Annotated in this window: 24 protein-coding genes; 7 read left to right on the top strand and 17 right to left on the bottom strand. The window is 63.2% G+C overall.

All coding sequences use genetic code 11. The features are described from left to right. Positions 1-10: 10 nt before the first annotated feature. Positions 11-1,156 (top strand): hypothetical protein, encoded by a 1,146-nt coding sequence (locus P6U29_RS08735; protein WP_407117211.1) that lies wholly within the window; start codon positions 11-13, stop codon positions 1,154-1,156. 18 nt (positions 1,157-1,174) lie between these two features. Here P6U29_RS08735 and P6U29_RS08730 read toward each other — a convergent pair whose 3' ends face one another. The 3 genes from P6U29_RS08730 to P6U29_RS08720 form a co-directional block, all read right to left on the bottom strand. Continuing rightward, complete coding sequence (locus P6U29_RS08730) at positions 1,175-1,453, bottom strand: hypothetical protein (protein ID WP_407117210.1); 279 nt, start codon at positions 1,451-1,453, stop codon at positions 1,175-1,177. Positions 1,454-1,895: 442 nt separating this feature from the next. Beyond that, positions 1,896-2,312, bottom strand: a complete 417-nt coding sequence (locus tag P6U29_RS08725; RefSeq protein WP_407117209.1) for a hypothetical protein — start codon at positions 2,310-2,312, stop codon at positions 1,896-1,898. Between the two features lie 41 nt (positions 2,313-2,353). Beyond that, the gene (locus tag P6U29_RS08720) at positions 2,354-2,644 is read right to left on the bottom strand and encodes a hypothetical protein (RefSeq protein WP_407117208.1); all 291 of its coding nucleotides are present in this window, start codon (positions 2,642-2,644) and stop codon (positions 2,354-2,356) included. Between the two features lie 1,108 nt (positions 2,645-3,752). On the opposite strand from P6U29_RS08720, the gene P6U29_RS08715 reads away from it, so the two are divergent. The 4 genes from P6U29_RS08715 (at position 3,753) to P6U29_RS08700 (ending at position 6,660) form a co-directional block, all read left to right on the top strand. Continuing rightward, the gene (locus P6U29_RS08715) at positions 3,753-3,884 is read left to right on the top strand and encodes a hypothetical protein (protein WP_407119627.1); all 132 of its coding nucleotides are present in this window, start codon (positions 3,753-3,755) and stop codon (positions 3,882-3,884) included. Positions 3,885-3,999: 115 nt separating this feature from the next. Then, on the top strand, positions 4,000-4,164 hold the full coding sequence (locus tag P6U29_RS08710) for a hypothetical protein (RefSeq protein ID WP_407117207.1): 165 nt from the start codon (positions 4,000-4,002) through the stop codon (positions 4,162-4,164). Between the two features lie 519 nt (positions 4,165-4,683). After that, complete coding sequence (locus P6U29_RS08705) at positions 4,684-6,222, top strand: EAL domain-containing protein (protein WP_407117206.1); 1,539 nt, start codon at positions 4,684-4,686, stop codon at positions 6,220-6,222. Positions 6,223-6,294: 72 nt separating this feature from the next. Continuing rightward, a complete protein-coding gene (locus P6U29_RS08700; protein WP_407117205.1) occupies positions 6,295-6,660 on the top strand; it encodes a VanZ family protein in 366 nt (121 codons plus the stop codon). 44 nt (positions 6,661-6,704) lie between these two features. Here the strand turns inward: P6U29_RS08700 and P6U29_RS08695 are convergent, their stop codons facing one another. From P6U29_RS08695 to P6U29_RS08630, 14 genes are all read right to left on the bottom strand, one after another. After that, the gene (locus tag P6U29_RS08695) at positions 6,705-7,133 is read right to left on the bottom strand and encodes a CHRD domain-containing protein (RefSeq protein WP_407117204.1); all 429 of its coding nucleotides are present in this window, start codon (positions 7,131-7,133) and stop codon (positions 6,705-6,707) included. A 139-nt stretch (positions 7,134-7,272) separates the two neighbouring features. Continuing rightward, complete coding sequence (locus P6U29_RS08690) at positions 7,273-7,557, bottom strand: hypothetical protein (RefSeq protein WP_407117203.1); 285 nt, start codon at positions 7,555-7,557, stop codon at positions 7,273-7,275. Between the two features lie 150 nt (positions 7,558-7,707). Next, complete coding sequence (locus P6U29_RS08685) at positions 7,708-8,169, bottom strand: hypothetical protein (protein WP_407119278.1); 462 nt, start codon at positions 8,167-8,169, stop codon at positions 7,708-7,710. Positions 8,170-8,319: 150 nt separating this feature from the next. Further along, complete coding sequence (locus P6U29_RS08680) at positions 8,320-10,047, bottom strand: chemotaxis protein (protein WP_407117202.1); 1,728 nt, start codon at positions 10,045-10,047, stop codon at positions 8,320-8,322. A 5-nt stretch (positions 10,048-10,052) separates the two neighbouring features. Beyond that, positions 10,053-11,144 carry a chemotaxis response regulator protein-glutamate methylesterase gene (locus P6U29_RS08675; protein ID WP_407117201.1) on the bottom strand — a complete coding sequence of 364 codons (1,092 nt, stop codon included), beginning with the start codon at positions 11,142-11,144 and terminating at the stop codon, positions 10,053-10,055. Between the two features lie 16 nt (positions 11,145-11,160). Then, positions 11,161-12,015 carry a CheR family methyltransferase gene (locus P6U29_RS08670; protein WP_407119277.1) on the bottom strand — a complete coding sequence of 285 codons (855 nt, stop codon included), beginning with the start codon at positions 12,013-12,015 and terminating at the stop codon, positions 11,161-11,163. Positions 12,016-12,162: 147 nt separating this feature from the next. Beyond that, entirely contained in the window at positions 12,163-14,337 is a 2,175-nt protein-coding gene (locus P6U29_RS08665; RefSeq protein WP_407117200.1) for a methyl-accepting chemotaxis protein, read from the bottom strand. A 59-nt stretch (positions 14,338-14,396) separates the two neighbouring features. Beyond that, positions 14,397-14,885: a chemotaxis protein CheW gene (locus P6U29_RS08660; protein ID WP_407117199.1), complete on the bottom strand. Its 489-nt coding sequence runs from the start codon at positions 14,883-14,885 to the stop codon at positions 14,397-14,399. A 46-nt stretch (positions 14,886-14,931) separates the two neighbouring features. Then, the gene (locus tag P6U29_RS08655) at positions 14,932-16,857 is read right to left on the bottom strand and encodes a methyl-accepting chemotaxis protein (RefSeq protein ID WP_407117198.1); all 1,926 of its coding nucleotides are present in this window, start codon (positions 16,855-16,857) and stop codon (positions 14,932-14,934) included. Between the two features lie 83 nt (positions 16,858-16,940). Continuing rightward, the gene (locus P6U29_RS08650; RefSeq protein WP_407117197.1) at positions 16,941-19,028 is read right to left on the bottom strand and encodes a methyl-accepting chemotaxis protein; all 2,088 of its coding nucleotides are present in this window, start codon (positions 19,026-19,028) and stop codon (positions 16,941-16,943) included. A gap of 36 nt (positions 19,029-19,064) precedes the next feature. Next, complete coding sequence (locus tag P6U29_RS08645; protein WP_407117196.1) at positions 19,065-19,526, bottom strand: chemotaxis protein CheW; 462 nt, start codon at positions 19,524-19,526, stop codon at positions 19,065-19,067. Beyond that, on the bottom strand, positions 19,526-21,607 hold the full coding sequence (locus P6U29_RS08640) for a chemotaxis protein CheA (protein WP_407117195.1): 2,082 nt from the start codon (positions 21,605-21,607) through the stop codon (positions 19,526-19,528). Before P6U29_RS08640 ends, P6U29_RS08645 begins: the two co-directional genes overlap by 1 nt. After that, entirely contained in the window at positions 21,604-21,969 is a 366-nt protein-coding gene (locus tag P6U29_RS08635) for a response regulator (RefSeq protein ID WP_407117194.1), read from the bottom strand. Before P6U29_RS08635 ends, P6U29_RS08640 begins: the two co-directional genes overlap by 4 nt. Next, positions 21,969-22,292 (bottom strand): lipid asymmetry maintenance protein MlaB, encoded by a 324-nt coding sequence (locus P6U29_RS08630; RefSeq protein ID WP_407117193.1) that lies wholly within the window; start codon positions 22,290-22,292, stop codon positions 21,969-21,971. Before P6U29_RS08630 ends, P6U29_RS08635 begins: the two co-directional genes overlap by 1 nt. A 256-nt stretch (positions 22,293-22,548) precedes the next feature. Here P6U29_RS08630 and P6U29_RS08625 point away from each other — a divergent pair, with 256 nt between their 5' ends. Together P6U29_RS08625 and P6U29_RS08620 are read left to right on the top strand one after the other, a co-directional pair. Continuing rightward, positions 22,549-23,694, top strand: a complete 1,146-nt coding sequence (locus tag P6U29_RS08625; RefSeq protein ID WP_407117192.1) for an HD domain-containing phosphohydrolase — start codon at positions 22,549-22,551, stop codon at positions 23,692-23,694. 180 nt (positions 23,695-23,874) lie between these two features. Beyond that, entirely contained in the window at positions 23,875-24,543 is a 669-nt protein-coding gene (locus tag P6U29_RS08620) for a hypothetical protein (protein WP_407117191.1), read from the top strand. The last annotated feature ends 5 nt before the right edge of the window (positions 24,544-24,548 follow it).

Genomic DNA, 24,548 nt, shown 5'->3' with positions numbered 1-24,548 from the left:
ATCGGCCTTGATGACCGAGCCCGGCGACACTGCAGCCAACGCGGACGAGATCAAGGACGGACTTGTCCGCCTGTTATCAGGGCGGATCGGCGAAATCTCCGACGACCCTCGGCAGATGCGGGATGTCGTTTACGAATTGGCCCGCGTCAAGCTCCTGGAACAATTCAACCACGCCGATGCGCGGGAAGCGCGAGCGCTCCAGCAAGTGCTCGAACGGGCCATCCGGGAGGTCGAACAGTCCTTTGAGCGATGCGAGCCGTCCTCACCGGCAAAGGCTGCCGCCACCGTCGCGGCGAATTCTCCGCCGGCCAACGCCCCTCCTTCGCCGCCCATTCCGACGCCGCCGGCTATGGAAACGCCACGCGGACCTGTGGCATCGCCAAGATCGCTGGACCAACTCAAACGGAGCGGCGCCTTTAAATCTCTCGTTCGATTGACCGCCATCCTCCTGCTCATTGCGGGCGCCGGTGCCACCGCTGCCTATTTGCTACGTCTGAGGACACAAGTAACCGCATTGTCGCAGGTGGCGCTGCCGCCCGAGCGCGCACCGACTCCCGCGGTGGGCGAGACCGGTGAACGCACGCCGGACAGCCCAAAGGAGCCGGCGCAAGCGGCACAACCCTCGATGCCGTTGCCGATGACGTTCGGCGTCTACGCCTTGAGCGAGGGCCAGCTCCATGAGCTCAAGCCGGTGCCCGGCAAGATTCCGGACCGGCGCGTCGCGATCTCGGCAGCCATCAACACGCCGAGCGCAACCACCTTGATGGGCGGCGACGTCAAATTCATCGTGTTCAGGCCCGACGGGGGGGTCGATGCAAGCGGGACCGAAGTTCGGGTGGTCGCGAAAGTCTCCCGGGCGATGGGCGTCGATGCCACCGGGAAAGCCGCCATGGTCAGCGCCGGCGATTCCTGGGTCATTCGCAGCATGTCCTACCCCTACAAAGTAGGTCCGGTCGAAGACCAGTCGAGAATGCTGTTGCTCCAACCAGAGCAAGACGACTTTACCCTCGCCCCGGGCCGCTACGTCGTGGTGGTCAAGGGCATGGGCTACGACTTCACGGTCGCCGGAACGGTCACTGATCCCAATCAATGCGTCGAACGCATCAATGCTGCGAACGGCGCGTTCTACTCGCCCTGTCCGCCGCCCCGACGTTAGCCCTAGCCACCCCTGTTCTTATTTCGCTGGCTTGTTGTCCTTTGGCGCGTCCCCCGGCATGTCGTCGACCTTGCCATTGTTGGCAACGCATTTTTGGAAGTATTCGCGCTTATCCTTGGCCGTTCCCTTAGTGCTCCCGGCCGCGGGGTTGCCGATCTGTCTGGGCGGAAAGGCCTTGGCCATCGCCGCATCGCATGCGCGGGCCACTTCCGCTGTGATGGCCGAAGCCGTCGCCGGCGCGGCCAGCGTCAAAGCGCATGCCAATCCAACCAACGTCCGCAAATTCTTGACTGGCACTTCTTTCGCTCCTTCAATCCATGAATGGCCGCCGAACCATATCAAAAAGAGTCGAAGCGCCCAACGGCAAAGCGGCGCCGAATTGTCACGCGGCAGTCCCTGCTCGGCGGGACATTGCGCGTGACAAAGCCGTGAAATTCGCACGTCGCCTCGGTGTCGCGGCGCATCAGAACGAGGGCAGGATGCGGGGCAAAATCCCCAATACTAGAGCATGATGAAATTAAGCTAGGTCGGCTGCCCTGGGGTTCACTCTCCCAGCGGGAAGAGGTCGGATGATTGCACCTGGCGATGCGAAGCATCGTCCAGTGCAATCCGGGTGAGCGGCCGCGGCAGACAATGAAACTGTAACCCCTCACCCGGATCGCATCTTTGATGCCGACCTCTCCCTGCGGGAGAGGTGCCCTCTTTGGCTCGCACCTATTCAACCAAGGCTCATCTCACTTTAGCTGTTGAGCTGCGGCGGCTTGAAGTCCGGGAAACGGGTGAGCATTGCGGTCTTGACGAACTTCAAGTGGGCAATGGTGCTGGCCAATTCCTTGAGCCGTCGCTGGCCGTTCGAGATGTCGGCCGCGAAGAGATCCTGATGATAATTATCGAGCGCTTCCCGCTCGAGATATTCATCGGTGCCGTTTCCGAAAGTGACGGATGCGCGCGCGAGGGCATCGTCAACACGCCGGTTGAGTCCGGCCTGCTCCCTCTCCGCCTCCTGCAACGCTGTTTCGATCGCCGCCAAGACGGCACCGATCCGCACGCGGTCGGTCTCCGCATCACGCTCGACGGAGCGGGCCTTGAAGCCTTTGTCCTCGCGGCGGGAGCCGAGAAGATTGTGTGCGCGCGCTCTCAGGAACAGCTGAAACATTTGGGCCATCCCACATTCGAGATTCAGGGGGCTACCATCGGTCAGACATAGTTAACAAAGCTTAAATCCTGCGCTCGCTCTGCCTGGCTTTGTACGATCCACGCCCGCCAAGCTCCTTCGTGCTTGGAATAGAGCTCGAGCCAGCGAATTTCGTGCCTGGCAGCAGTTCCTTCGCTCACGCAGATCTCGGATGCGAGTCGCACTGTCGCGTTCGGTGCAAGATCGAGCGCCTCGAACTCTGCCGTCTCTTCCGGAGACAGCCCGATCAGAACACGATGTCCTCGGGCGTCGACGAAATATCTGCGGGGCGCGTTGTGCCTTTGATCAATCATTCGAATGGCCCTCGTTCAGGATCCAAGGCCCTGGAAGATCTTTCAGCCGCCGATCAAAGCTACGAACAAATGCGATCAAAATGAGGACGCAAGTCGCGCCCAGCAACGCAATCAAATACGCCATTCACGCCTACCTATGCGAGCCGCGGAAAATATCGAAGCGGCTAAATTCTCGCCATGAACTGATATGTTTTAGGTTGCCTTTCCGAAGCTCTCAAGGACCGCACCATGTTAACCTAACTGCACATGGTTATCCGGCGCAGCCGCAAAGGCAAGATCAGCCCCAGCTGAACATCGCGCGCCGATGGTTCTGCCCTTATATGGCTCTGCCATTATGATGGATGCTCGCTTTGTCTGACGGCCATCGATGCCGGCGTATAGGGCGCATAGAGACGATATCGTGCTGATCGCTTGCGCGAGCGCCACGCCCGCACACCATAGCCACAGCAAAAGCCAGCTGCAAAAATCGAAATCAAAACCAGAACTGCAAGCATTTGGAATGTTCCCGATTTTCGGAACGCTCCTCCCGGTGCATTTCAACGTGATGTTGTGACGACTTCAAGATCATCGGCGCTGAAACTTTTGTCAGACGAACATGAAGTTTGTGCAACGTGGTGCTCGAAGTTTGGTCGCCGCGCAAACGCGAAGAGCCGAGAGGATAACCGGAATCTCTCATTGTTCGACGGTGATATCCAGCCGGCGATGTTAACCCCCGTTCACTTCGGCAAGCAGCCTCGAACGAAGCGGCTGAACGCGCTGTGGTCGGGCCAGCTGCGATCTGCACGGTAATGTCTCCGACACGTTCTCGAACACGTCCGCCGGCCGTCGCAAACGACACTGCTGACGAAATATCCGTGGTTATACGGAGCGTCCTGCACCAACTTCATCGCGGTAAGGTTGAGAGGTTAGCTTAATCCGCGTTGTTTGTTGCGAACTCTCGCGCTTTGCTTATCCATCTTCCGCACCGGGCTCCCCCAAGCCCGGCCCCACCCAAGCAAAGCCGTCGAGCGAACGTGGGTCCGCTTGGCGGCTTTGTCGTTGTGTCGACGAGAGGATCATTTCGGTTATGGCGCGCAGGCCCTGGTCGTTCAAGGAAGATCGCCGGCTCATGGAGCTGGCCAAGTCTTCAACCTCGCTGGAGCAAGCGGCGAAAGTTCTCGGGCGCTCGCCTGATGCGATCAAGCGCATGGCGTTGCGCCTTGGTCTTTCGTTGAAGTCGAAGGCGGCCAAGAAAACCTGATTGCGAAAACGGCAGCGCTCGCCGCAGGCGGCGCAGTCCTGCACGGCTCCCCTCGGCGGGATGAAACCAAATCAACCTTCGGATGTTGGTCCCGATCTCGCAGCGAGGTCTGGCAGTGCTCCACTTTGCCATTTCCGCAATCTTGGTTTGGCTGGCGATCAACATCGCCTTCGTGCTGCTCCGGTTGCGGGCCATTCGCCACTCCGCCGCGCACCACATCGACAGGCCTAACCGGTCCTATCCCGACGTCATTCCCGTCCGCCACCGCCTCCGGCAGTGAGCATCGATTGAGCGTCCTGCCTGGCGGACTAGCCTGGTCGACTAGTTGTGCGTCCTCTTCTGGGAACCCATCCCCGGGCTGGTGCCGTAGTTCGGCGTCCCCGTTCCTTTGAACGCGCCACCCATGCTGTCCGAACCGGAATTGGTACCTGTGCCGCTGTTGGTCGCGGAAGTCGGCTGCGTGCCCGATGGCGTGTCTTTGGTCCCCTGCGCCGAGGCCACGGAGCTCCCGACGGCTAGCGCCAGGAGGAGGCTTAACGTCCTGATCATACTGCTCAACTTTCCATGCTTGTTTCTATCCCGAAGCCGCCAGACCATTGGTCAGGCCATCGCTCGGGTCGGCCATCCGGGCCGGTCTCTCCGTTAAACCCTATCTTAGCCCTCCCTGGCTAGGATCAATCTCCAAGCCTTGCCCGAATTTAAGCCTTGCCTGAATTTAAGCCTCGCCTGATTTCGCCTGAACCGGATGCGACTGCTGCGACCCAACCTTCCGTTTGCGGCGCTCGTGCTTGCGAGCACGATGGCGTTCGCCTTGGCGGGCCATTTCGCCGCTGAAGCCGTCATTCGCCACCAGCAGGTGCATCAACTCAACGAGTTGACCGAGGTCGTTCTGCGCCGGTCGGAATTTGCGGTCGATTTTGCCGCGGCCAGCCTGGATGAGCTCGCAAGGCGCAAGCTCGCCAGCTGCGAGCCGGGGGCACTGCAAGCCATCCGCCTGCACGTCTACCAGCGCTCGGCGATCAAGGACGTCCGGCTCGTCAAGCCGGATGGCTCCGTGATCTGCTCGGCTTATTCCGAGACGCTCGAATTCGACAGGGGATGGGTGGATCGTCGCGACATGCTGCCTTCGCGCGACAAGGCGCTTTCGCTGTTCCGCGTGGAGCAGTTCGGGGGCGACGCCTTGGGCGTGCTCAGGGACATCGATGGCAGCTCCGCCCTTGTCGCCATTGTCGGCATCAACGCCAGCCTGTTCGACATCATGCCTGCCGAGCTGCGGGCGCACAGCGAGGTGATCCTCGCCTTGAGCAGTGGCGAGAAGCTCGGCGAATTCCAGACCGACGCCGGCAAGTCCCTGCTGGGGCCGATCAGCTTCGACAGGACTTCCACGCGTTTCCCGCTTCATGCCACGATCGTGCTCGAGCACGCGGTGCTTTCGAGCTGGAATAACGAGGCTTATTGGCCCGCAGTCGCGGTGGCCCTCGGACTTGGCGCGATCTTTGGCATCCTGCTGGCACGCAGCCACCGCATGGAAGGGCCTGTCGCCGATCTCGATCGGGCGCTGGCAGCCGGCGAATTCAAGCCATACTACCAACCGATCTTCGATCTCCGGACAGGTCAAATCAAGGGCTGCGAGATTCTGGCTCGCTGGCTGCGCCGAGACGGCTCGGTCGTACCGCCGATGAACTTCATTCCGCTCGCCGAATCCAGTGGGCGCATCCAGGCGATGACCTGGCATATGCTGGGATCGGCACTGATCGAGCTGAAGCCGTTGCTGAAGGCAGACAAGCATTTCAAGCTGTCCCTGAATGTCGTACCCAATCATCTCCTGAGCGCCGGCTTCGTCGAAACGCTGCGCCGCACGGTCCTGACGGCACGTGTCTCCGCGCGCCAGATCGTGGTCGAGGTCACCGAGCGCGACGAGCTCGACGATCTCGCGCGCGCCGCGGCGGTCGTTGCCGAGCTGCGGGACCACGGCTTCCGCGTCGCCATCGACGACGTCGGCGTCGGTCATAGCGGACTGTCCCGGCTGAAGGGCCTCGGCGCCGACATGATCAAGATCGACAAGTTCTTCGTGGACACGATCACCGTGGACGCATCGACGACGGCGATCGTGGAAATGCTGGTGGCACTCGCGAGGGACCTCAATATGACCGTGGTCGCGGAAGGCATCGAGACGAAGGAGCAGCTCCGTGCATTGATCGCGTCCGGCGTCGAGGAGGGCCAAGGTTACCTCGTTGCGCCGCCCCTGCCCTCCGCCCGCTTCAATGAGCTCGTGGAGTCGCGCCGCGTGACGCAGTCAGGCGCGACGGTCTCCGACGACACGGTTTTGGTGGCCTGACCTCAACGCGGGCCTTTAACGCTATTTTCGGCTTTCGAACCAGACCAGCAACCGACCGGCTATGCTGGCGCCATGCGCAGAAACCACCTCATTACAGCCGCGAGCATCTGCCTTGCCCTGATCGTCTACGCCACGCTGGCGAAGCTGTCGGGGAGGCCGGCGCTCATGGGGCATCACGAGGCATACTGGGTCGTCGTGATCGAGCGCTTCAGTGCCTATGGGCTGCTCGGTTTCCTTCTTTCCTTCCTGCTGCCCGGACGAATCGGTTTGGCTTGCTCGCTCGTCATCGCGGTCGCTATGGGGCTGGAGCTGATGCAAGCGTTCATACCCGACCGGGATCCGGGCTTCCTCGACGTGTTGCAGAAGGCGGCAGGAGGCACCGTGGGCGTCATGCTCGCCCAGATGATCCTAGCGTTCCTGCCCAGACCTCCGTCCTAAGGCAGCCCGCATCTCCATAGCGAGATGACCGGCGGACCCCGCTTTTACTTCATCATCTGACCGCGCAACTCACCGCCCGGGTTCGCGGCCGTGTGGATGTTCGCGTACCATTTGCCGCCCAGCAGATCTGCCGCCTGCGCGTCGGTAAGCGTGGCACTGCCTTGGATCGGGCTTTGCACCGTCTTGAACGGCAGGACGATGCCAGCATTCTTGCCGGCCTCGCCGGGACCGTGAAAATGCGCCCCCATCGCTGGCCCCGTGAGCCCGCTATAGGTGACGACGTAAGTCAAAGCCTTGGTTTCAGTGTCGTAGCTTGCCTCGGCCTTGCCCGACCCAGTTGAGCCGTTCGGAGGCACTTCGTTGCTTCCCTTGAGCTCCGCTTGCAGCTTCACGAGTTCCGCGCTTGCCGTTCCGCTCGCCGCAATGATGCCTCCGACAAGCGCAAGTGTCCCCAACAGTGCCACTTTGCTCATGCACTCCTCCCGCGCATTCCGCTCCCTATCGCGATCGAAACACCGACGACAGCGGGAAATTCCGCCATAGAGCTTATGCTGATTCGGGACAACGACCGCGATTTGTCCTTCGGAGTCACGACCCGGAACACGCGGAGGCTCAAGCCGCTCCACGCCTGGTGTGGAGCTCGGAGGGAACCAGAAACGCGGCCATCTGCCGATGGGTGTTGTGCAGCGCTCCAATGGCGCAATCGAGATCGAAATCCGCCTCACGAACCGATGCAAAGAATTTGGCCGTCAGCGCCAGATCGAGTTTGACGCGCGTCGCCCCATCGCGGCTCCTACGACGATCGAGCGACAGATGGATGGCACGGTCCCGGGCCTCCGTTGCACCGCAGCCGCAAAGCGCGCCGAGCTCGTCGTATGTCATCCAGATTTGAGGCATGTTCTTCCACCACGCTAGATCGGTCGCAGACTAGCTCTCGCTTCTAAAGGCAGAGTTGCTGCAGCGCGGCCGCGACGCGAATTCGCGACAACAACGTCAATGCAATGCTAATCATGGCACGCGGCGCGAGCGCGAGTGGAGCTGCGGGGATTATTGCCGATTTGGCTTTTGCTTGGGCGAGCCCGCCTTAAACGGGGGCCGCGGACGGGAACGGCCGTCGAGTCCCTTGGGCAGCTTGTCGGCATTGAGCCTTACGACCGCGCTCCGGGCGTCGGCAGCCGGCGCGACTTCCTGGCTGTAGATCAGGGTCGCTTCGAACCTGACGTCAGGCGCTTGGCGAGCTCTGCCCGAACAGGTCGCCATCGCACCGCTATACACGCCGGAGAGCTCGACCTCGACTTCGTCGAGCCCGAATACCGTCGGCGGCCCGTCGGCATGTCGCCGTGTGGTCAGAACGGCCGTGAAGCGCTGGTCGTCGTCGAACTGATAGGAGCCGCCATAGGTGAAGAAGCTGTCACTGCCCGAGATCCGACCCTGGGCCAGATGCACGATACCGGTGCCTTGTGCTTGCGCGGTTCTGAACCACGCCGCGTATTTGCCCTCTTTCAGCATGGAAACATCCATCCATGAATTCCATGCGTATTTGCAACGAACCGTGAGGGCGCGACAATGACCGTCGCGACGAGCATTCCGCCACGGTTAACGCCCTGCAAAGTCAATCCGTCAAATTTCCGCGGGCGCGAGGCGACGCCCGCGGCAATATCAAAACAATTTTATGCCGTCGTCCGCGCTCTCGACTGCCTCGACCCGGCGCGTGGTCGCGATCGACGCCAGCCCGAGCGTCTGCAGAAATTCCCGGTGGACGTCCCGCTCGCGCTCCATCGTGTAGCGCGCGAACAGCTGGTCGAGCATCGCTTGGTCCTGCGCTTGCGGCCGCGGCTTCTGCGCGCCCGCGGTCGCGGTCTCGAGCCGCGCGGCGACCGCCGGCAATGCCGCGGAGCCCTCGCCAAGCGTGGTCATCAGGCCTTGCGCCGAATTCATAAGCGCCTCGAATTCCGCACCTTCATTGACGAGCCGGCTCATCAGCTTGCCGAGCCGTTCATTACCGGCCTCGACCTCTCGCAGCGCCTGGAGAATCTGCGGTTCGAGCTTGGCGAGCTGCGTGGGATCGCCCTGCACGCGGAGCTCCTTCAGGTCCCTGGCCGAACGCTCGATGTCGTTAAGCACGGGCCTCAGACGCCCCGCTCCCACCGAGACCTGGTCGGCGGTCGCCTTCAGCTCGTTGGCAATGACGACGAAAGCGCTGCCGCGGCTGCCGAGATGACTTGCCTTGAGGCTCGCATTCATTCCGATCAGCGTGATGTCGACAGTCGCCTCGGCCAGCCCGGCGATCGCCTGGCGGAATTTCGTCAGCGTGTCCTCGACGATCGCGAGCGCCTCGTCCACCGAGCGGCCGGCGCCCTCGCAGGTGGCGATCAGCGTCGAGGCGTGCGCCAGCGTCTGCTTGATGCGCGCCAGGAACGATGACGACCTGCCGTCCTCGCCGCCGAACAGCGTGCGGCCCTGGCCGACGACACTGCCCGCATCGCGCAGGATTGCGGTCAGCGCGTGAACGATCTGGCCGATGTCGCCACCGAACTCGCGCTGGGCATCTCTGAGCTGGGCCGCCTGCAATTGACAAATCGTGCGCACCCCGTCGTCGCTCGCGACCGGTTCGGGAACGAGGCTCGGGGCGGGTCCCGAGGCGAGCGTGAGGCCTTGGCAGACGTGCTCGAGACGCTGACGCGTGCTGTCGCCGGCCTGCAGGGAGATGATCGCGCTGCCGACCGCCTCGGCAATCTTCCTTGTGCTGGAGCTCGCGAGATCGGCGAGATGGCTGCTGTTGCTGCGCTGATCGCGCAATCCGGAATAGGCGGATCCAAGCTCGACGCTCTCCGCCGCCAGTTGATTGCGGTAGCGGCTCTCGAACTCCTTCTGCCGGCCGAGTGCGGTGGCGACCGCCTCGGACAGGCGCTGCTGATCCCGCGCGCAGCCCTCGATCGCGCCCTGCACGGCCTTGCCGAGATCGTAGGCCTCCTGCGTGAAGGCGAGAAAGCCCTCGCGGTCGCCGTCGAGCGAGGCCGCCTCGATCCGCGCGCTGCGGGCGATGATGGTAATCATCTGAATGTGCTTGAACAGCGGCTTGAGCAGCGAAGACGCCTCCGCCGTGCTCTTGCCGATGGTCTCGAGCAGCGCGGTTTCGGCCGGCAGCGCCTGCGCCAGGTCGCTGAGCCGCGCGGCGATCTCCTGGAGCGCCGTTGCAGCGCCTTCGATCTCGGCGCCGGAGAGTTCACCGGAAAGCGCCGCGAGACCCTGGTTCAGCTCCTTGAAGATGAGATGCCCGCGTCCGAGCTCGTTGCCGACGCGCGCGAACACGTCCTCGATGCGCGAGGAGACGTCCTCGATCCCTGCGATGGCCTCGGTGAGCGTATTGGCTGGAATGAGCGACATTGCGATCAACCTGCCACCGCGGGATGCCCCGCCTGATACCAGAGCATGATCTCGCGCGGGATCTGGTGCAGCGAGACGACCTTCTCGACGCCGCCATGGGCGATGGCTTCCTTGGGCATGCCGAACACCACGGAGCTCTCTTCATCCTGCGCCCGCGTCGAGGCGCCGAGCTTGCGCATCTCCAGCATTCCGCGCGCGCCGTCGTCGCCCATGCCGGTCATGATCACGCCGAGCGCGTTGGCACCGGCATGCTGGGCGGCCGAGCGGAACAGCACGTCCACGGACGGACGATGCCGGGAGACCGGTGGTCCATCCTTGATCGCGATCTGGTAGCGCAGACCGATGCGCTGGAGCAGCATGTGCCGCGCGCCGGGCGCGATATAAGCGCAGCCCGGCAGCACCGGCTCGCCGTCCTCGGCCTCCTTGACCTTGATCTGGCAGATGCTGTCGAGACGCCTCGCAAAGGCTGCGGTAAAGCCTGCCGGCATGTGCTGGACGATAACGATCGGCGGACAGTGGGCCGGCAGCATCTCTAGGACGTCGTTGAGCGCTTCGGTGCCGCCCGTCGACGCGCCGATGCACACGATGCGTTCCGTGGTCGGCCGCACCCTGCCCTGCACCGGCGGCGGGATGATGGCATCGGCGGTCAGCTTCTTCTCGATCTCGCGACGCTCCGCGCGCGGACGCACCCGGGCGCGGGCGGCCGACTTCACGGCCTCACGCAGCCGCGTGGAGCATTCGAGCAGCGCCTGCCGCGTGTCGATCTTCGGCTTCGGCACGATGTCGACCGCGCCCGCCTCGAACGCCTCGAACATCACGTTGGAGCCCTCCTCGGTGAGCGAGGAGCAGATGATCACCGGGATCGGATGTTGCGCCATGATCTTGCGCAGGAACGTCATGCCGTCCATGCGCGGCATTTCGAGGTCGAGAATGATGACATCGGGCAACTCCTTCTCGAGCCGGCGGGCCGCGACGAAGGGATCGGAGGCGGTCGCCATCACCTCGATATCAGGGTCGTCAGAAAGGATCGTCTGAAGGATTTGGCGCACCGACGCCGAATCGTCCACGATCAGAACGCGAACTTTCCCCCTCGGCATTCTGGTTGAGCTCCGGCTAGACCTGGAAGATGGTTGGCTGAACCTGCTTCAGCCCAGGCACGGCACTGTGAATCATCGATTCCGAATGCCCGACCAGCAGATAGCCGCCCGGACGCAAATGGCCGCACAATTGCTCGACCACCTTGCGCTGGGTCTCGCGCTCGAAATAGATCAGGACGTTGCGGCAGAAGATGATATCGACGTCACGATCGACGGGATAGGACTTGTCCATGAGGTTCATCCTCATGAAGTGCGTCATGCGCCGCAGTTCCGGCACGACCCGGACCTCGCCGCGCGACTTGTCCCGCGACGACAGGAAATATCGCCTCGCGAAGTTTTCCGGCACCGGCGCCAGCACATCACGGGTGTAGATCGCGGTCTTGGCAAGGCGCAGCACCGCCGTCGAAATGTCGGTCCCAAGGACACGATACTGGAAACGCGAGCCGTTCCGCGTCATGTCGTCCAGCACCATGGCAGCCGTGTAGGCCTCCATGCCGGTGGAGCTCGCCGAGCTCCAGATCTTCAGGTTCGCATTCTTCCGTCCATGCGACTTGAGCAGAGCGGGGACTGCGACGTCTCGTATGAATGTGAAGTGCTGCGGCTCGCGGAAGAAATCGGTCTTGTTGGTCGTCACCACATCGATGAGATGTGTGAGCTCGGTCTCGAAATGATCCGCCTCGAACAGGTTTTCGACGTACTCGTTGAGATCGGCGTATTTCAGCGCGCGCACGCGCTTCTGCAGCCGCCCCTCCAGCATCAGCCGCTTGCCCGGCGGGAGCTTGATGCCGACCTGGCCCTCGATCAACTGGGCGATGGTCCGGAAGTGGCGGTCCGACAGATGCACGGCCGTATCCTGCACGGCGGGCATCATGGCCGCCTGGCCCCGGTCCGGGATGTTCGCCTGTACTGAAATGCGGGCCGTGAGGGCCATCTTGAATCCTACGCGTTCACGTAACCACTGAAAGCGGACCGGTCCACCGTCATCGAGCGGGCCGGTCCGCGAGAGCCCGAGCCGGCCCTAGCGCTGGAAATCGGCGTCCCGGTCGTCCCCGCCATCGTTCATGTCGAAGGCAAAGCCACCGCCGCCGGCCGCCTTCATGGCGCGCGCCGGCTTGGCCTGCACGGTCTTTTGGGCGGGGCGCTCGGCGGCCGCCATGATGGCCGCTTTCGCCCGCAACTGGCTGACTGCGCGATCGATCGGTGCCGACGCCTGGCTCTTCGCAACGTGCTCGATGCGGAAATAGGCAATCGTGGACTGCAGCTGTTCGGCCTGCGAGGCGAGCTCCTCCGAGGTCGAGGACACCTGCTCGGATGCGCTGGCGTTCTGCTGGCCGACCTTGTCGAGTTGCTGGATCGCCTGATTGATCTGGGCCGAACCGACGTCCTGCTCGCGGCAGGCTGCGGTGATCTCCTCGACGAGCTCGGCGGTCTTCTTGATATCAGGAACCAGCTTCGCAAGCATCGAGCCGGCCTCCTGCGCCACCTTGACGGTCTCGGCCGAGAGCGTGCCGATCTCGGCCGCGGCCGCCTGGCTGCGCTCGGCGAGCTTGCGCACCTCGGATGCGACCACCGCAAAGCCCTTGCCGTGCTCGCCAGCGCGGGCGGCCTCGACCGCCGCGTTGAGGGCCAGCAGGTCGGTCTGGCGCGCGATCTCTTGCACGATCGTGATCTTCTCGGCGATGGTCTGCATCGCGTTGACGGCGCGTCCGACCGCGGCCCCGCTGGCCTCGGCGTCCTTGGCCGATTGCGCCGCGATCTTCTCGGTCTGGTTGGCGTTGTCGGCATTCTGCTTCACGTTGGAGGCCATTTCCTCCATCGAAGAGGAGGCTTCCTCAGCAGACGAAGCCTGCTCGGTCGCGCCCTGCGACAGCTGCTCGGCGCTTGCGGAGAGCTCCTGGCTGCCGGCAGAGACGTTCTGCGCCGCGGTGAGCGCCTCCGATACGATCTGCCGAAGCTTCTCCACCATGCGTTCGAGCGCAAGGCCCAGCGTGTCCTTGTCCGACAGCGGCTTGGCCTCAACCGTGAGGTTGCCCTGCGCGATCTCGTTGGCAAGGCTCGCCATCGCATTCAGGTTCGCGGTCATCGCATTGAGCGATGTCACGAGATCGCCAACCTCGTCATTGCTGGAGACGGCAATCTTCTGGCTGAGGTCGCCGACGGCCACTGCATTGGCGAGATCGACTGCACGGGCAAGCGCACGGCTGATATTGAGGGCGATCCAGGACGCGGACGCAACGGCGATCAACAGCGCAGCGCAGATCATGCTGATCAGCAACATCTTCGCGAAGGCTGCGTCCCTGGCACCCTCCTCCGCGACCTCGGCCATCTGCTTCTCGTTTCGCTGAACATACTGCTCGACGGCCTCGAGCGCCTCGTTGAAGGCCTTGCGGCCTTCACCGCCGGCAATAGCCGCTGCCTTCAGGTTGCCGGCCTCAAGGGTCAGACGGCTGGCGTTCTCCACGACTTTCACGAGGCGGTCGAGCTGTGCGTTGATGGCACTGGCCGCGCCTGCTTGATTCACTTGAGCAAGGGCCGCCTTTAGATTGGCCAGGCGCTGCGTGGCCTCTTTCACGTCAGCATCGACCTCCTGAACCGTCGTGGCCGAATAGCTCGAGACCACCGAGCGCACGAGCCGCGCAACCTCACTACGGGCCGTCAGCAATGCAGGGGCGCGCTGGTTCTCGGAGCCGTTGCCGCCGGCTTCTGCGAGGGCTGCTTCCAGCACCGCGTCGAGATCCTTGACGACGACCTGCCCTTCGGACTTCCACAACTGCGCAGCCCTGTTGTTGGAGTTGAGCAGCGCAAACTTGGCGGCCTGGTCCTCCAGCTCGTTCATGCGCTTGATCGGACCGGCGGCCTGATCAAGCAAGCGCCGGCCGGCCTCACTCGCTTTGCTGTAAAGCTCACCATTGAGCTTGAGCATCTTCTCGCGACGAGCCAGCATCGCATTATAATTGTCCTGAGTGTCCTTGTCCGAGACCGCCTGGATCATGCGGGTCTCCGCACGCTGTTGCGCCTGGATTGCACTCATGACGTCGGCGGCCAGTTTCGTGCGATAGGCCTGACCGACGATACGCTCCTGCTGCTCCGTCAGCGTGGAGAGAGAGTTGTAGGCGACCCCTCCGGTGATCATCGAGAGAATGATGACTGCGCCGAATGCGCTGGCGAGTTTGGCTTTGACGGTGAATCTCATATCGGTCTCATTCGTTCAATTGGGGAGCTTACGCGTGACCACGCTTCACTCTTGCAAACTCAGGCGGCGCGGGACGCCTCCACGGCAGCATCGCGCCCGTCCGGGAACTCGTCCTTCGCCATCAGTTTGGCGAGGTCAAAGATGATGACAAACTTTTCGCCCTTGCGCCCAATGCCGGCCGCATAGTCAGACTGCCACTTGCCGCCGACCTCCGGCACAGGCTCGATCGCCTGTTCGTCGATGTCGGTGACCTCGAACACGCAATCCGCGACGAAGCCGACGCCGACCAGGCGGTCCTTCATCGGCACGTCGAGGATGATGATGCGCGTCGCCTCGGTCGCCGAGACGGTGGGCAGGCCGAGCTTGGTCCTGAGATCGACGATCGGATAGCCGCTGCCGCGCACGTCGATCATGCCCAACAAGAAACTCGGCGCATGCGGCAGCCGCGAGATCGGCCGCATATCCAGGATCTCCCGGACGTTGCGAATGCTGATGCCGAACGTCTCGCCGGCGAGACCGAGCGTCAGGTATTGCGAGGTTGCGGCCATGGTGCGTCCATTCGATGTTGGGGAAGGGCCCGTTCGGACCAGCCAGTTAGCGTTGAAACTCCGCGTCGCGATCGTCACCGGCTTCGTCCATATCAAAGGCAAAGCCACCTCCACCGCTAACCCTCTGGGCCCGGGCCAGCCTCACCGCCGGCCTCCGGGCGCCTTCATCGGCCGCGGCCATTTGGGCCGCCTTGGCGCGAAGTTGACCGACGGCACGCTGGATCTCCTGCGAAGCAGCTTTGGGCTTGTGCGCATTTTCCTGGATCCGGAAGAACGAGATGGTCGATTGCAATTGCTCGGCCTGCGACGCCAGTTCCTCCGATGTCGAGGATACCTGCTCAGAGGCGCTGGCGTTCTGCTGCCCGACCTTGTCGAGCTGCTGAATCGCCTGATTGATCTGAGCCGCACCTACGTCCTGCTCGCGGCAGGCGGCGGTGATCTCTTGAACCAGTTCGGCTGTCTTCTTGATATCGGGAACGAGCTTGGACAGCATCCCACCTGCTTCCTGGGCGACCTTCACGCTTTCGCTCGAGAGGGTGCCGATCTCGGCAGCCGCAGCCTGACTGCGCTCGGCGAGCTTACGGACCTCTGAGGCAACCACGGCAAAGCCCTTGCCGTGCTCGCCGGCACGCGCGGCCTCGACCGCCGCGTTCAGAGCGAGCAGGTCGGTCTGGCGCGCGATCTCCTGGACGATGGTGATCTTTTCGGCGATCGTCTGCATCGCCTGAACCGCGCGACCGACTGCAGCGCCGCTGGCCTCGGCGTCCTTGGCCGATTGCGTCGCGATCTGCTCTGTCTGGTTGGCGTTATCGGCATTCTGCTTCACGTTGGAGGCCATTTCCTCCATCGACGAGGACGCTTCCTCCGCAGAGGAGGCCTGCTCGGTCGCACCTTGCGAGAGCTGCTCGGCACTTGCGGAAAGCTCCTGGCTGCCAGCCGAGACATTCTGGGCCGCGGTCAGGGCCTCGGAAACGATCTGCCGGAGCCTGTGCACCATGGTCTCCAGCGCGATGCCGAGCTTATCCTTGTCGGAGATCCGCTTGGCTTCGACCGTGAGATTGCCCCGCGCGATCTCGTTCGCGACCTCCGCATTGGCGTTAAGGCTCGCGATCATGCGCTCGAGAGCGATTCCCAGAGTGTCCTTGTCGGAAAGACGCCTGGCCTCGACGGCCAGATTGCCTTGCGCGACCTCGTTGGCGATTCCGGCGGTCGCGTTGAGATTTCCGGTCATCGCATTCAACGACTTGATCAGATCACCGACCTCGTCGTTGCTCTTGACCTCGACCGTCTGGCTGAGGTCTCCGATCGCGACCGCGTTGGCAAGGCCCACCGCGCTGCCAAGCGAACGGCTGATCGAGATCGAAATCCACAGAGCGGCACCGATTGCGATCATCAGTGACACACCGAGGAGCGTCATCAGCATGAACTGTGCCTGGTGCCCCTCTTCCTTCGAATGGGCGGCCTGCTCGGCCAATTGCTTCTTGGTGTTCTCCACGTAAGCGCCCATCGACTCCAGCGCGTCCGCGACGACCCTGCGGCCCTCGTTCATCGAGCGCTCGGTCGCTTTCGCCTTGTCGGTCTTTGCCAACCGGATCGTCTCTTCCTGGTACACGTTCATCTTGGCGTAGGCGCCGGCGAAGCTGTCGAGCAGCTTCCTGCCGGTTTCGCTCGCCAGAGCGTAGACTTCATCCCGCGTCTTCATCGCCTGGTCGCGGCGCTTGGCGGCGTCAGCGGCAAACTGCTCAGCATCGGCGTCGGTCCCCAGAATGGCATTCTTCTCTGCCCGCAGCTGGAGCAGGATCTCCTTCTCGATCTGGGTGGCCTTCTCCATGCGCTTAGCGCGCAGAACCATGCTGTCGGCCGTCGCCATCATGTCGCCGAGCTTCATGTACGCGACGCCACCGGCGATGATGGACAGGACAATGACGAGGCCGAATGCACTGGCCAGCTTTGCTTTGACTGTGAATCTCATGCTCGAAGCCCTTCGGGTTCGCCCCGGTCTGATGTTGAGGAGAAGCGAGCGTGCCTGCTCCGCTGCGCTTCCCCCGTAGAATGTCAGCGCTGAAACTCGGCGTCGCGATCGTCGCCGCCGTCATCCATGTCGAAGGCGAAGCCGCCTCCCGCGCCGGCAACTTTCAGGGCTCGTGCAGGCTTGGCAGCGGGCGCCTTGCCGCGGCGGTCGACCGCCGCCATCTTCGCCGCCTTGGCGCGGAGCTGACCAACGGCCCGGTCGATCTCCTGAGGTGCGGCCTTCGCCCCGCGCGCAGCGTCATCGATACGGAAGAAGGAGATCGTCGACTGCAACTGCTCGGCCTGGGAGGCCAACTCCTCGGAGGTCGACGAGACCTGCTCTGATGCGCTGGCATTCTGCTGGCCGACCTTGTCGAGCTGCTGGATAGCCTGGTTGATCTGGGCCGAGCCGACGTCCTGCTCGCGACAGGCCGCGGTGATCTCCTGAACGAGCTCCGCCGTTTTCTTGATGTCGGGCACCAGCTTGGAGAGCATCTCTCCGGCTTCCTGCGCAACCTTGACTGTTTCGGTCGACAAAGTGCCGATCTCGGCGGCGGCGGCCTGGCTGCGCTCGGCAAGCTTGCGCACTTCGGAGGCGACCACCGCAAATCCCTTGCCGTGCTCGCCGGCGCGGGCGGCCTCGACCGCCGCGTTGAGCGCGAGCAGGTCGGTCTGGCGCGCAATCTCTTGCACGATCGTGATCTTCTCGGCGATGGTCTGCATCGCTTGAACGGCCCGGCCGACGGCGCTGCCGCTGGATTCGGCATCGCGCGCCGACTGTGCGGCAATCTTCTCCGTCTGATTGGCGTTGTCGGCATTCTGCTTCACGTTGGAAGCCATTTCCTCCATGGAAGATGAGGCTTCTTCCGCCGAGGAGGCTTGTTCCGTCGCACCCTGCGACAGCTGCTCGGCGCTGGCGGAAAGCTCCTGGCTGCCGGCAGATACGTTCTGGGCGGCGGTGAGAGCTTCGGCCACAACCTGCCGAAGTTTCTCCACCATGGCGTTGAGGGAACGGACGAGATCTCCGATCTCATCGTTGCTCTTGACGGCGATCGTCTGGCTCAGATCGCCGTTGGCGACCGCGCCGGCGAGGCTGACTGCGCGCGACAAGCCGCGGCTGATGCTGAGTGCCATCATGACTGCCGATCCTACGCCGAGCAGGAGTGACAATCCGATGACGCTGACCAAAATGATCTTTGCGCGAGCGGCATCCTGCACCGACGCCGCGGACATCTCCGCCATCTGCTTCTTGACCAGCGTGATGTACTCGCCCGACGTTGCGATCGCATCCATGGCGCTCGCCTTCCCTTCGGTCGCGGCAAGCGCGGTTGCCCTGATATTACCGCCCTCCTTCACGATCTCGGCCACACGGGAGACGACATTGACGAGGCGATCCGTCTGAGCCACAAAGCTTGCGGGCGACAAGCCGGCCGCGGTGATGGGAGCGACAGCCTGCTTGGCTGCTGCCCTGAGCGCTTCGTCTCCTTCGCTGATTACCTTGATCGCGGCATTCAGCTCCTCGACGCTGGAGGCCGAGAACGACAAGGCGACCTGCCGCTGAAGGCGGACACCTTCGAGCCTGATGGCATGGATCGCCAGAACGGCACTGTTCTTCTCAGCGGATGGCGGCAGGCGATTCAGCTCGGCGAGAGACGCATCGAGCGAGTCGTTCCAATGCTTCAGAACCGGGACCGCGTCGGAGGTCCACAGCTGGCCGCCCCGATAGTTCGAATTTTTCATCGCGAGCCCGACGATGACGTCCTCTCCGGCATTCATCTTGTCGTAAGACGCCGAGAACTTGTCGAGCAGGTGCTTGCCGACCTCAGAAGCGGTCGCCTTGATCTCGGTGAGAAGACGGCTCACCTCGGCACGATACTTCTTGATCTCATCGGCCAGCTTCTGCATTTCCGCGTCCGTTGACGCGAGGATGATGTCGCGCTCCGCCCGGGTCTGATAGAGCACATTGTTTTGCAGCTCGCCGGCCCTGTCGATGCGCGCCGCGCGCACCACGAAATCTGCGGAGACCTCGACCTGATCCGAAAGCTTCAGAAAAGCCAGTCCACCCGTGAGTCCCGAAAGCGCGATGATCGCGCCAAACGCGCACGCCAGCTTTGCCTTGATAGTGAATCGCATATCGAGCCCCCTAATCCCCGGCCCCTCGAGACCGCTTCAATTCAAAATGCGTTCCATGTTCGGAACGATGACGAACTCTTCACGCCACTTCGCGATGAAGCGTATGAATTCCGGCTTCCAGTGCATGCCGACGCGCGGCGTTTGCTGCACGTCGGTCTGCGAGATCTCCGTGACCTCGTAGACCTTGTCGGCGGTGACGCCGACCAGAACGGGCTCGCCGTCGATCTCGAGCTCGATGACCACGATGCGCGTGTCGGCCGAGTTGTCGAGCTGCGGCATGCCGAAGCGAATGCGCAGATCGGCGAGCGGAATGACGTTACCGCGCACGTTGATCACGCTGGGAACGAAGGCGCGCGCGCCTGCCACCTTGGTCACGGGGACGGGATCTATGATCTCGCGCACGAGTCCGGCGTCGAGTGCAAATTTCTCCTCGCCGAGGCCGATCATCACGACCTGCATTGCGCCGGACTGATGCTCGCCCGCCAAATCCTGATTCATCACGCCGCCTCGTTGATATGCTGCTTCTCGACCTTCGACTGCGCCAGTGAGACCAACTGCGCGACGTCGAGGATCAGCGCCGCCGTGCCGTCACCCAGGATCGTCGCGCCGGAGAAGATGGTGACGTCGGAGTGCAGCTTGGAGAGCGACTTGATCACGGTCTGGTGGTTTCCGATGATCTGGTCGGCGACGAGGCCGACGCGGGTCTCCCCGGTCGAGATGATGATCGTCTTCTGATGCCGATCGGGGGCGCCGGAAGCCGACATCAGCTCGCGCAGGCGCAGGAAGGGCACGAGATTGCCGCGCACATTGAGGAAGTTGCGGCCGCGCGACCGCTCGTCTTCGTCCGTCAGCTCGACGCATTCCTCCACCGCCGACAGCGGGATGATGTAGCGGCCTGCACCGACGCGGATCAGCAAGCCTTCGATGATCGCGAGCGTAAGCGGCAGGCGCAGCGTCACGGTGGTGCCTTGGCCGGATCTGGTCGACAGATCGATCGAGCCGCGCATGTTCTCGATGGTACGCTTGACCACGTCCATGCCGACGCCGCGCCCCGACAGCGCCGAGATCGTCTGCGCGGTCGAGAAGCCCGGGTGGAACAGGAATTGATGGATCTCATGGTCGGTCAGCACGGCGCCGGCCGCGATCAGCCCCTGCTCTTCCGCCTTCGCGCGGATGCGCGCGGTGTTGAGACCGCCGCCATTGTCCTTCACCGTGACCAGCACCTGCGCGCCGGAATGCACGGCGGCAAGCTCGATGCGGCCCTGCTCGGTCTTGCCATTGGCAGCGCGCGTGGCGGTGTCTTCGATGCCGTGATCGATGGCGTTGCGGATCAGGTGCACCAGCGGGTCAGCCAGACACTCGATCATGGTTTTGTCGAGCTCGGTATCCTCGCCTGAGGTGACGAATTCGACCGGCTTGGACAGATCCCGCGACAGATCGTGCACGAGGCGGCGGAAGCGGCCGAACAAGGAGCCGATCGGCACCATGCGCGCACCCATCGTGGTGTCGCGCAAGGAAGAGGCAAGACGCTCGATCTCCTCGGCGATCATCTTGATCGAGAGGTCGGAGCCGGAGGCAGCGAGCTGCGTCAGCCGCGCCTGGGCGATGACGAGCTCGCCGACACGGTCCATCAGCTCGTCGAGGCGCTCGGCCTGGACGCGAACGGTAGCGATGCCGCGCTCTTGCTTGGCGTCCTCGCGGCGCGCGGGTGCCGCCTCGCGCTTGATCTCCGGCTTCGCCTCAGATTGGGGCTCCGCCTTTGCGACGGGCTGCTCGGCGACAGCCGCCACCACCGGCGCAGCCATCTCGGCGATCACCGGCTCTTCATCGGGCAGCTGGAATAGCGGGACCGGCGCGGGCGCTTCGACTTCTTCCAAAGGCGAGAGCGTCAACTTCATCTCGTCCTGGACGAACATGAAAACGTCGTCGATGGCGTCCTTGTCGCAGGCGGCATGCAGCTTGACGTCCCACTTCAGATAGCAGTCTTCCGGTTCCATCTCATCCAGGAACGGGATGCCGTCCGTGATCGGGACGACGAAGCAGGGGCCGAGCTTGCAGAGATCCTCCAGCAGATCGAGCGGGTTGGAGCCGTTGCGCAGGACGTGGGATTCGAATTCCAGACAGAGGTGCCAGCCGGCCTGCTTGCGCTCGCCGGGGGCCAGCGGCGGCGCCTCGGCGATCTCGGCGAGCGGCGCTGCGGGCTGGTCGGACGAGACGAAGCGTCTGAGGTCGTCGAGGATGGCTTCGCCGATGATGTCATCGGTCGACTGCGGGTCCTCGATCAGCGCGCGGATATAGTCCTTGGCGGCGAGCGCGACCGAGATCAGCTCCTGCGTCGGCTTGATCTCGCCCTTGCGGACGCGGTCAAAAGCGGTCTCGAATTCGTGGGTGAAGGAGGCGACCTTGTCGAAGCCGAACATGGCGCCCGAGCCCTTGATCGTGTGCAGGGCGCGGAAGGCCGAATCGACCAGCTCGCGATCGTCGGGACGCTGGCCGAGGTCGAGCAGGGCGCCTTCGAGAACTTCGAAGAGCTCGCTGGCTTCCTGACGAAATATCTCGGTCGGGTCCATTGCACTCATGTGCGCACCAGCTTGCCGACCACGGCGAGCAACTGCTCGGGCTTGAACGGTTTGGTGATCCAACCGGTGGCGCCGGCGCTCTTGGCCTCCTGCTTTACGGCATCGTTGGATTCGGTGGTCAGGAACACGATGGGCATGCCGACCGCGCTCGGCAGCTTGCGCAGCGCGCGGATCAACTCCAGCCCGTTCATGACAGGCATGTTGAGGTCGGTGATGACGAGGTCGAGCTTGCTAGCCTGCGCCTTGGCGAGCCCTTGCGCGCCGTCCCCGGCCTCGATCACGTTGTGACCGGCCGGCTCGAGCACGACCTTGATCATTTGCCGGATGCTGGGGGAATCGTCGACGGTCAGAATCGTGGCCATTAGATGCCATCTTTCTTTTGCGGGAAATGCTGATCGATCAGCGCCTCGCTGGCGAAGCCGGCGCGGCGAAGGGTGTTGCGCAGAGACTGGGAGAAGGAGGTCAGGACCACCGGGCGGCCCTGGGCCTCGCCCGTCTTGGCGGTCGACAGCAGAAGCTGGATCGAGGTCACGTCGGCCTTGTCGACGCTCGAACAGTCGATCTCGAGCCGCTCCTGGCGGCCGAACGCCTCGCGAATGAGGTCATAGACGCTGCGAATGGCCGCGATGCTGCAATCGGCCGGCAACCGCAACGACCACTTCGGCTCCGTGGAATTGAGCGCCATCGCTGCACCCGCCTTTGCTAAATTTCCACTACCCGTTTAACGCGAATCGGGTGAGTAAACTCCTAACACGGGCATCCGTACAACTACGGGTCACATTCCCCGGTAATACGCGCAGATGCATGCAAACGTGCACAACCTGCAGAAATGCGTCGCATTTCTGCGTCGCTTCCATGCGATGACATTTGCTTCGCGTTAAATTTGCCTGGGTTAAGGCTTGGGTTCGTGCCTTTGCCAGCGAAGAGAGCCCCGGCCGCCGATGCTGACCCAAGCGCTCCTGGTTGATGACAGTCGCTCCGTCCTCAACTTCCTGAAACGTCACATAGAGGCTGAAGGTCTGGTCGAGGCCACCACCTTCCTCGATCCCGTGGAGGCACTGGCCTGCGCGCGGGAGCGCGTCTTCGATCTGGTGCTGGTCGACTACGAGATGCCGCATATGGACGGCATCAGCTTCATTCGTGTCTTCCGGACCTTGCCCGGCTGCGCCGACATCCCGATCGCGATGATCACCTCGCGACAGACCGATGACGTCAAAATGGAAGCGCTGCAGGCCGGTGCAACCGATTTCCTGCCCAAGCAGCCACAAAGCGTCGAGATGACGGTGCGCCTGCGGAATTTGGTTCAGCTTGGTGCAGCCGTGCGCAAGCTCAACGACCGCGCCGCGCACCTGGCCAGCGAAGTCGCGGCAGCGACACGAAAGCTCGGCGAGCGCGAGGAGGAGATCATCCTGCGGCTGGCGCTCGCGGTCGAATACCGCGACAACGACACCGGCGAGCACACGCTGCGGGTCGCCAGGTACAGCCGCATCATCGCCGAGCAGCTCGGCCTGCCGGCCCGGCTCTGCCGCGACATCTATCTCGCTGCGCCCCTGCATGACGTCGGCAAGGTTGCCATTCCCGACAATATCCTGCTCAAGCCAGGCAAGCTCACCGACGAGGAGATGGCGGTGATCCGGACGCACGCGACGATCGGCGAACGGATCCTGGCCGATTCCAGCTGCGAGTTGATCCGGCTCGGTGCGCAAATTGCTGCAGGCCATCACGAGCGCTGGGACGGCGTGGGCTATCCGAACGGCCTTCGGGCGGATGAAATCCCGGTCGCCGCACGCGTGGTCGCCGTCGCCGACGTCTTCGACGCGCTGACGACGCGGCGGCCATATAAGGAGCCAATGCCTCTCGAGGTGGCGCGCACTTACCTCGTTGAGAACGCGGGCCGGCAGTTCGATCCGGCCTGCGTCGAGGCATTCCTGTCGCGCTGGGACGAGGTGATCGAGATCGCCGCCGGTCAGCGGACGACCTCATTTCAGAGGACCGGGGCCCCGCTCGTTCCCGCTATGGAGAGTGCGGCGGAGAGCCGTCCGGTCGAGGACCATTCGGCCGAGGCCGTGCCGCCCCGCCTGACATAGTCAAGCGGCCAACATCTTGCCGCGGCTCCATTTTCTACAGTCGCCGGTTTGAACCTGTTCCTGCTAGAGTGGCACCAATAACCAAGAGTGATTCTGGTCACACTTGCCCGGGCGCCCTGCTGCTAGGCATCGACCCAGGACGGGGCACCAGAGCATCGTCGAATTGGATGAGAATTTCCCATGAAAAGCCTGATCGGCGCCTGTATCGGCGCGTTCTTTCTTGCGGCCCCCGCTCTGGCGGAGACTCCTGCCGCGATCGTCGAGGACGTCCAGGGCAAGGTCGACGGCATCGCATTCATGGACTATGTGGCGCCGGGCAAGATCATCAAGCTCGGGCCCAAGGCCAGCCTCACGCTCAGCTACCTCAGATCCTGCCAGCGCGAGACCATCAGCGAAGGTGTCGTCCTGGTCGGCGCCGAGCAGAGCACCGTGCAACTGGGCGAGGTCAAACGGGAAAAGGTGCCCTGCGATACCAATGCGGCCAAACTGTCCGAGCGCGAGGCGAACCAGAGTGCCGCAACGACCTTCCGCACCATTCGGTCGGACGCGAAGGGCGCGCCGGCCAAGCTGCCGACGCTCTACGGCGTCTCGCCGCTGGTGCAAGCCAAGGCCGGTAGCACGCTGGTGATCGAGCGCACCGACGGCAAGGAGCCCACGATCAGCGTGCCGCTCAAGGGCGATGCCATGATCGGCGGCAAGTTCTATGATTTCGCCAAGGCCGGGAAGGCACTGACCCCGGGCGGCAGCTATCTCGCCATTGTCGGTGCCAAGCGCTACACCTTCCAGATCGACGCCAGCGCCACCTCGTCGCCGACCCCGATCATCGGCCGCCTGCTGCGCCTCGAATAGACGGC

It is taken from the genome of Bradyrhizobium sp. LMG 9283, assembly GCF_045571415.1.
Taxonomy (GTDB): Bacteria; Pseudomonadota; Alphaproteobacteria; order Rhizobiales; family Xanthobacteraceae; genus Bradyrhizobium.
Note: the sequence above shows the minus strand (reverse complement) of the source record. Positions and strands in the feature narration are given on the sequence as shown.

Excerpts from the sequence above, each read along its gene's own strand:
- P6U29_RS08735 (WP_407117211.1), top strand. The coding sequence starts at position 11 with ATGACCGAGCCCGGCGACACTGCAGCCAACGCGGACGAGATCAAGGAC.
- P6U29_RS08725 (WP_407117209.1), bottom strand. The coding sequence starts at position 2,312 with ATGTTTCAGCTGTTCCTGAGAGCGCGCGCACACAATCTTCTCGGCTCC.
- P6U29_RS08720 (WP_407117208.1), bottom strand. The coding sequence starts at position 2,644 with ATGATTGATCAAAGGCACAACGCGCCCCGCAGATATTTCGTCGACGCC.
- P6U29_RS08715 (WP_407119627.1), top strand. The coding sequence starts at position 3,753 with ATGGAGCTGGCCAAGTCTTCAACCTCGCTGGAGCAAGCGGCGAAAGTT.
- P6U29_RS08705 (WP_407117206.1), top strand. The coding sequence starts at position 4,684 with ATGGCGTTCGCCTTGGCGGGCCATTTCGCCGCTGAAGCCGTCATTCGC.
- P6U29_RS08700 (WP_407117205.1), top strand. The coding sequence starts at position 6,295 with ATGCGCAGAAACCACCTCATTACAGCCGCGAGCATCTGCCTTGCCCTG.
- P6U29_RS08695 (WP_407117204.1), bottom strand. The coding sequence starts at position 7,133 with ATGAGCAAAGTGGCACTGTTGGGGACACTTGCGCTTGTCGGAGGCATC.
- P6U29_RS08690 (WP_407117203.1), bottom strand. The coding sequence starts at position 7,557 with ATGCCTCAAATCTGGATGACATACGACGAGCTCGGCGCGCTTTGCGGC.
- P6U29_RS08685 (WP_407119278.1), bottom strand. The coding sequence starts at position 8,169 with ATGCTGAAAGAGGGCAAATACGCGGCGTGGTTCAGAACCGCGCAAGCA.
- P6U29_RS08680 (WP_407117202.1), bottom strand. The coding sequence starts at position 10,047 with ATGTCGCTCATTCCAGCCAATACGCTCACCGAGGCCATCGCAGGGATC.
- P6U29_RS08675 (WP_407117201.1), bottom strand. The coding sequence starts at position 11,144 with ATGCCGAGGGGGAAAGTTCGCGTTCTGATCGTGGACGATTCGGCGTCG.
- P6U29_RS08670 (WP_407119277.1), bottom strand. The coding sequence starts at position 12,015 with ATGATGCCCGCCGTGCAGGATACGGCCGTGCATCTGTCGGACCGCCAC.
- P6U29_RS08665 (WP_407117200.1), bottom strand. The coding sequence starts at position 14,337 with ATGAGATTCACCGTCAAAGCCAAACTCGCCAGCGCATTCGGCGCAGTC.
- P6U29_RS08660 (WP_407117199.1), bottom strand. The coding sequence starts at position 14,885 with ATGGCCGCAACCTCGCAATACCTGACGCTCGGTCTCGCCGGCGAGACG.
- P6U29_RS08655 (WP_407117198.1), bottom strand. The coding sequence starts at position 16,857 with ATGAGATTCACAGTCAAAGCAAAGCTGGCCAGTGCATTCGGCCTCGTC.
- P6U29_RS08650 (WP_407117197.1), bottom strand. The coding sequence starts at position 19,028 with ATGCGATTCACTATCAAGGCAAAGCTGGCGTGCGCGTTTGGCGCGATC.
- P6U29_RS08645 (WP_407117196.1), bottom strand. The coding sequence starts at position 19,526 with ATGAATCAGGATTTGGCGGGCGAGCATCAGTCCGGCGCAATGCAGGTC.
- P6U29_RS08640 (WP_407117195.1), bottom strand. The coding sequence starts at position 21,607 with ATGAGTGCAATGGACCCGACCGAGATATTTCGTCAGGAAGCCAGCGAG.
- P6U29_RS08635 (WP_407117194.1), bottom strand. The coding sequence starts at position 21,969 with ATGGCCACGATTCTGACCGTCGACGATTCCCCCAGCATCCGGCAAATG.
- P6U29_RS08630 (WP_407117193.1), bottom strand. The coding sequence starts at position 22,292 with ATGGCGCTCAATTCCACGGAGCCGAAGTGGTCGTTGCGGTTGCCGGCC.
- P6U29_RS08625 (WP_407117192.1), top strand. The coding sequence starts at position 22,549 with ATGCTGACCCAAGCGCTCCTGGTTGATGACAGTCGCTCCGTCCTCAAC.
- P6U29_RS08620 (WP_407117191.1), top strand. The coding sequence starts at position 23,875 with ATGAAAAGCCTGATCGGCGCCTGTATCGGCGCGTTCTTTCTTGCGGCC.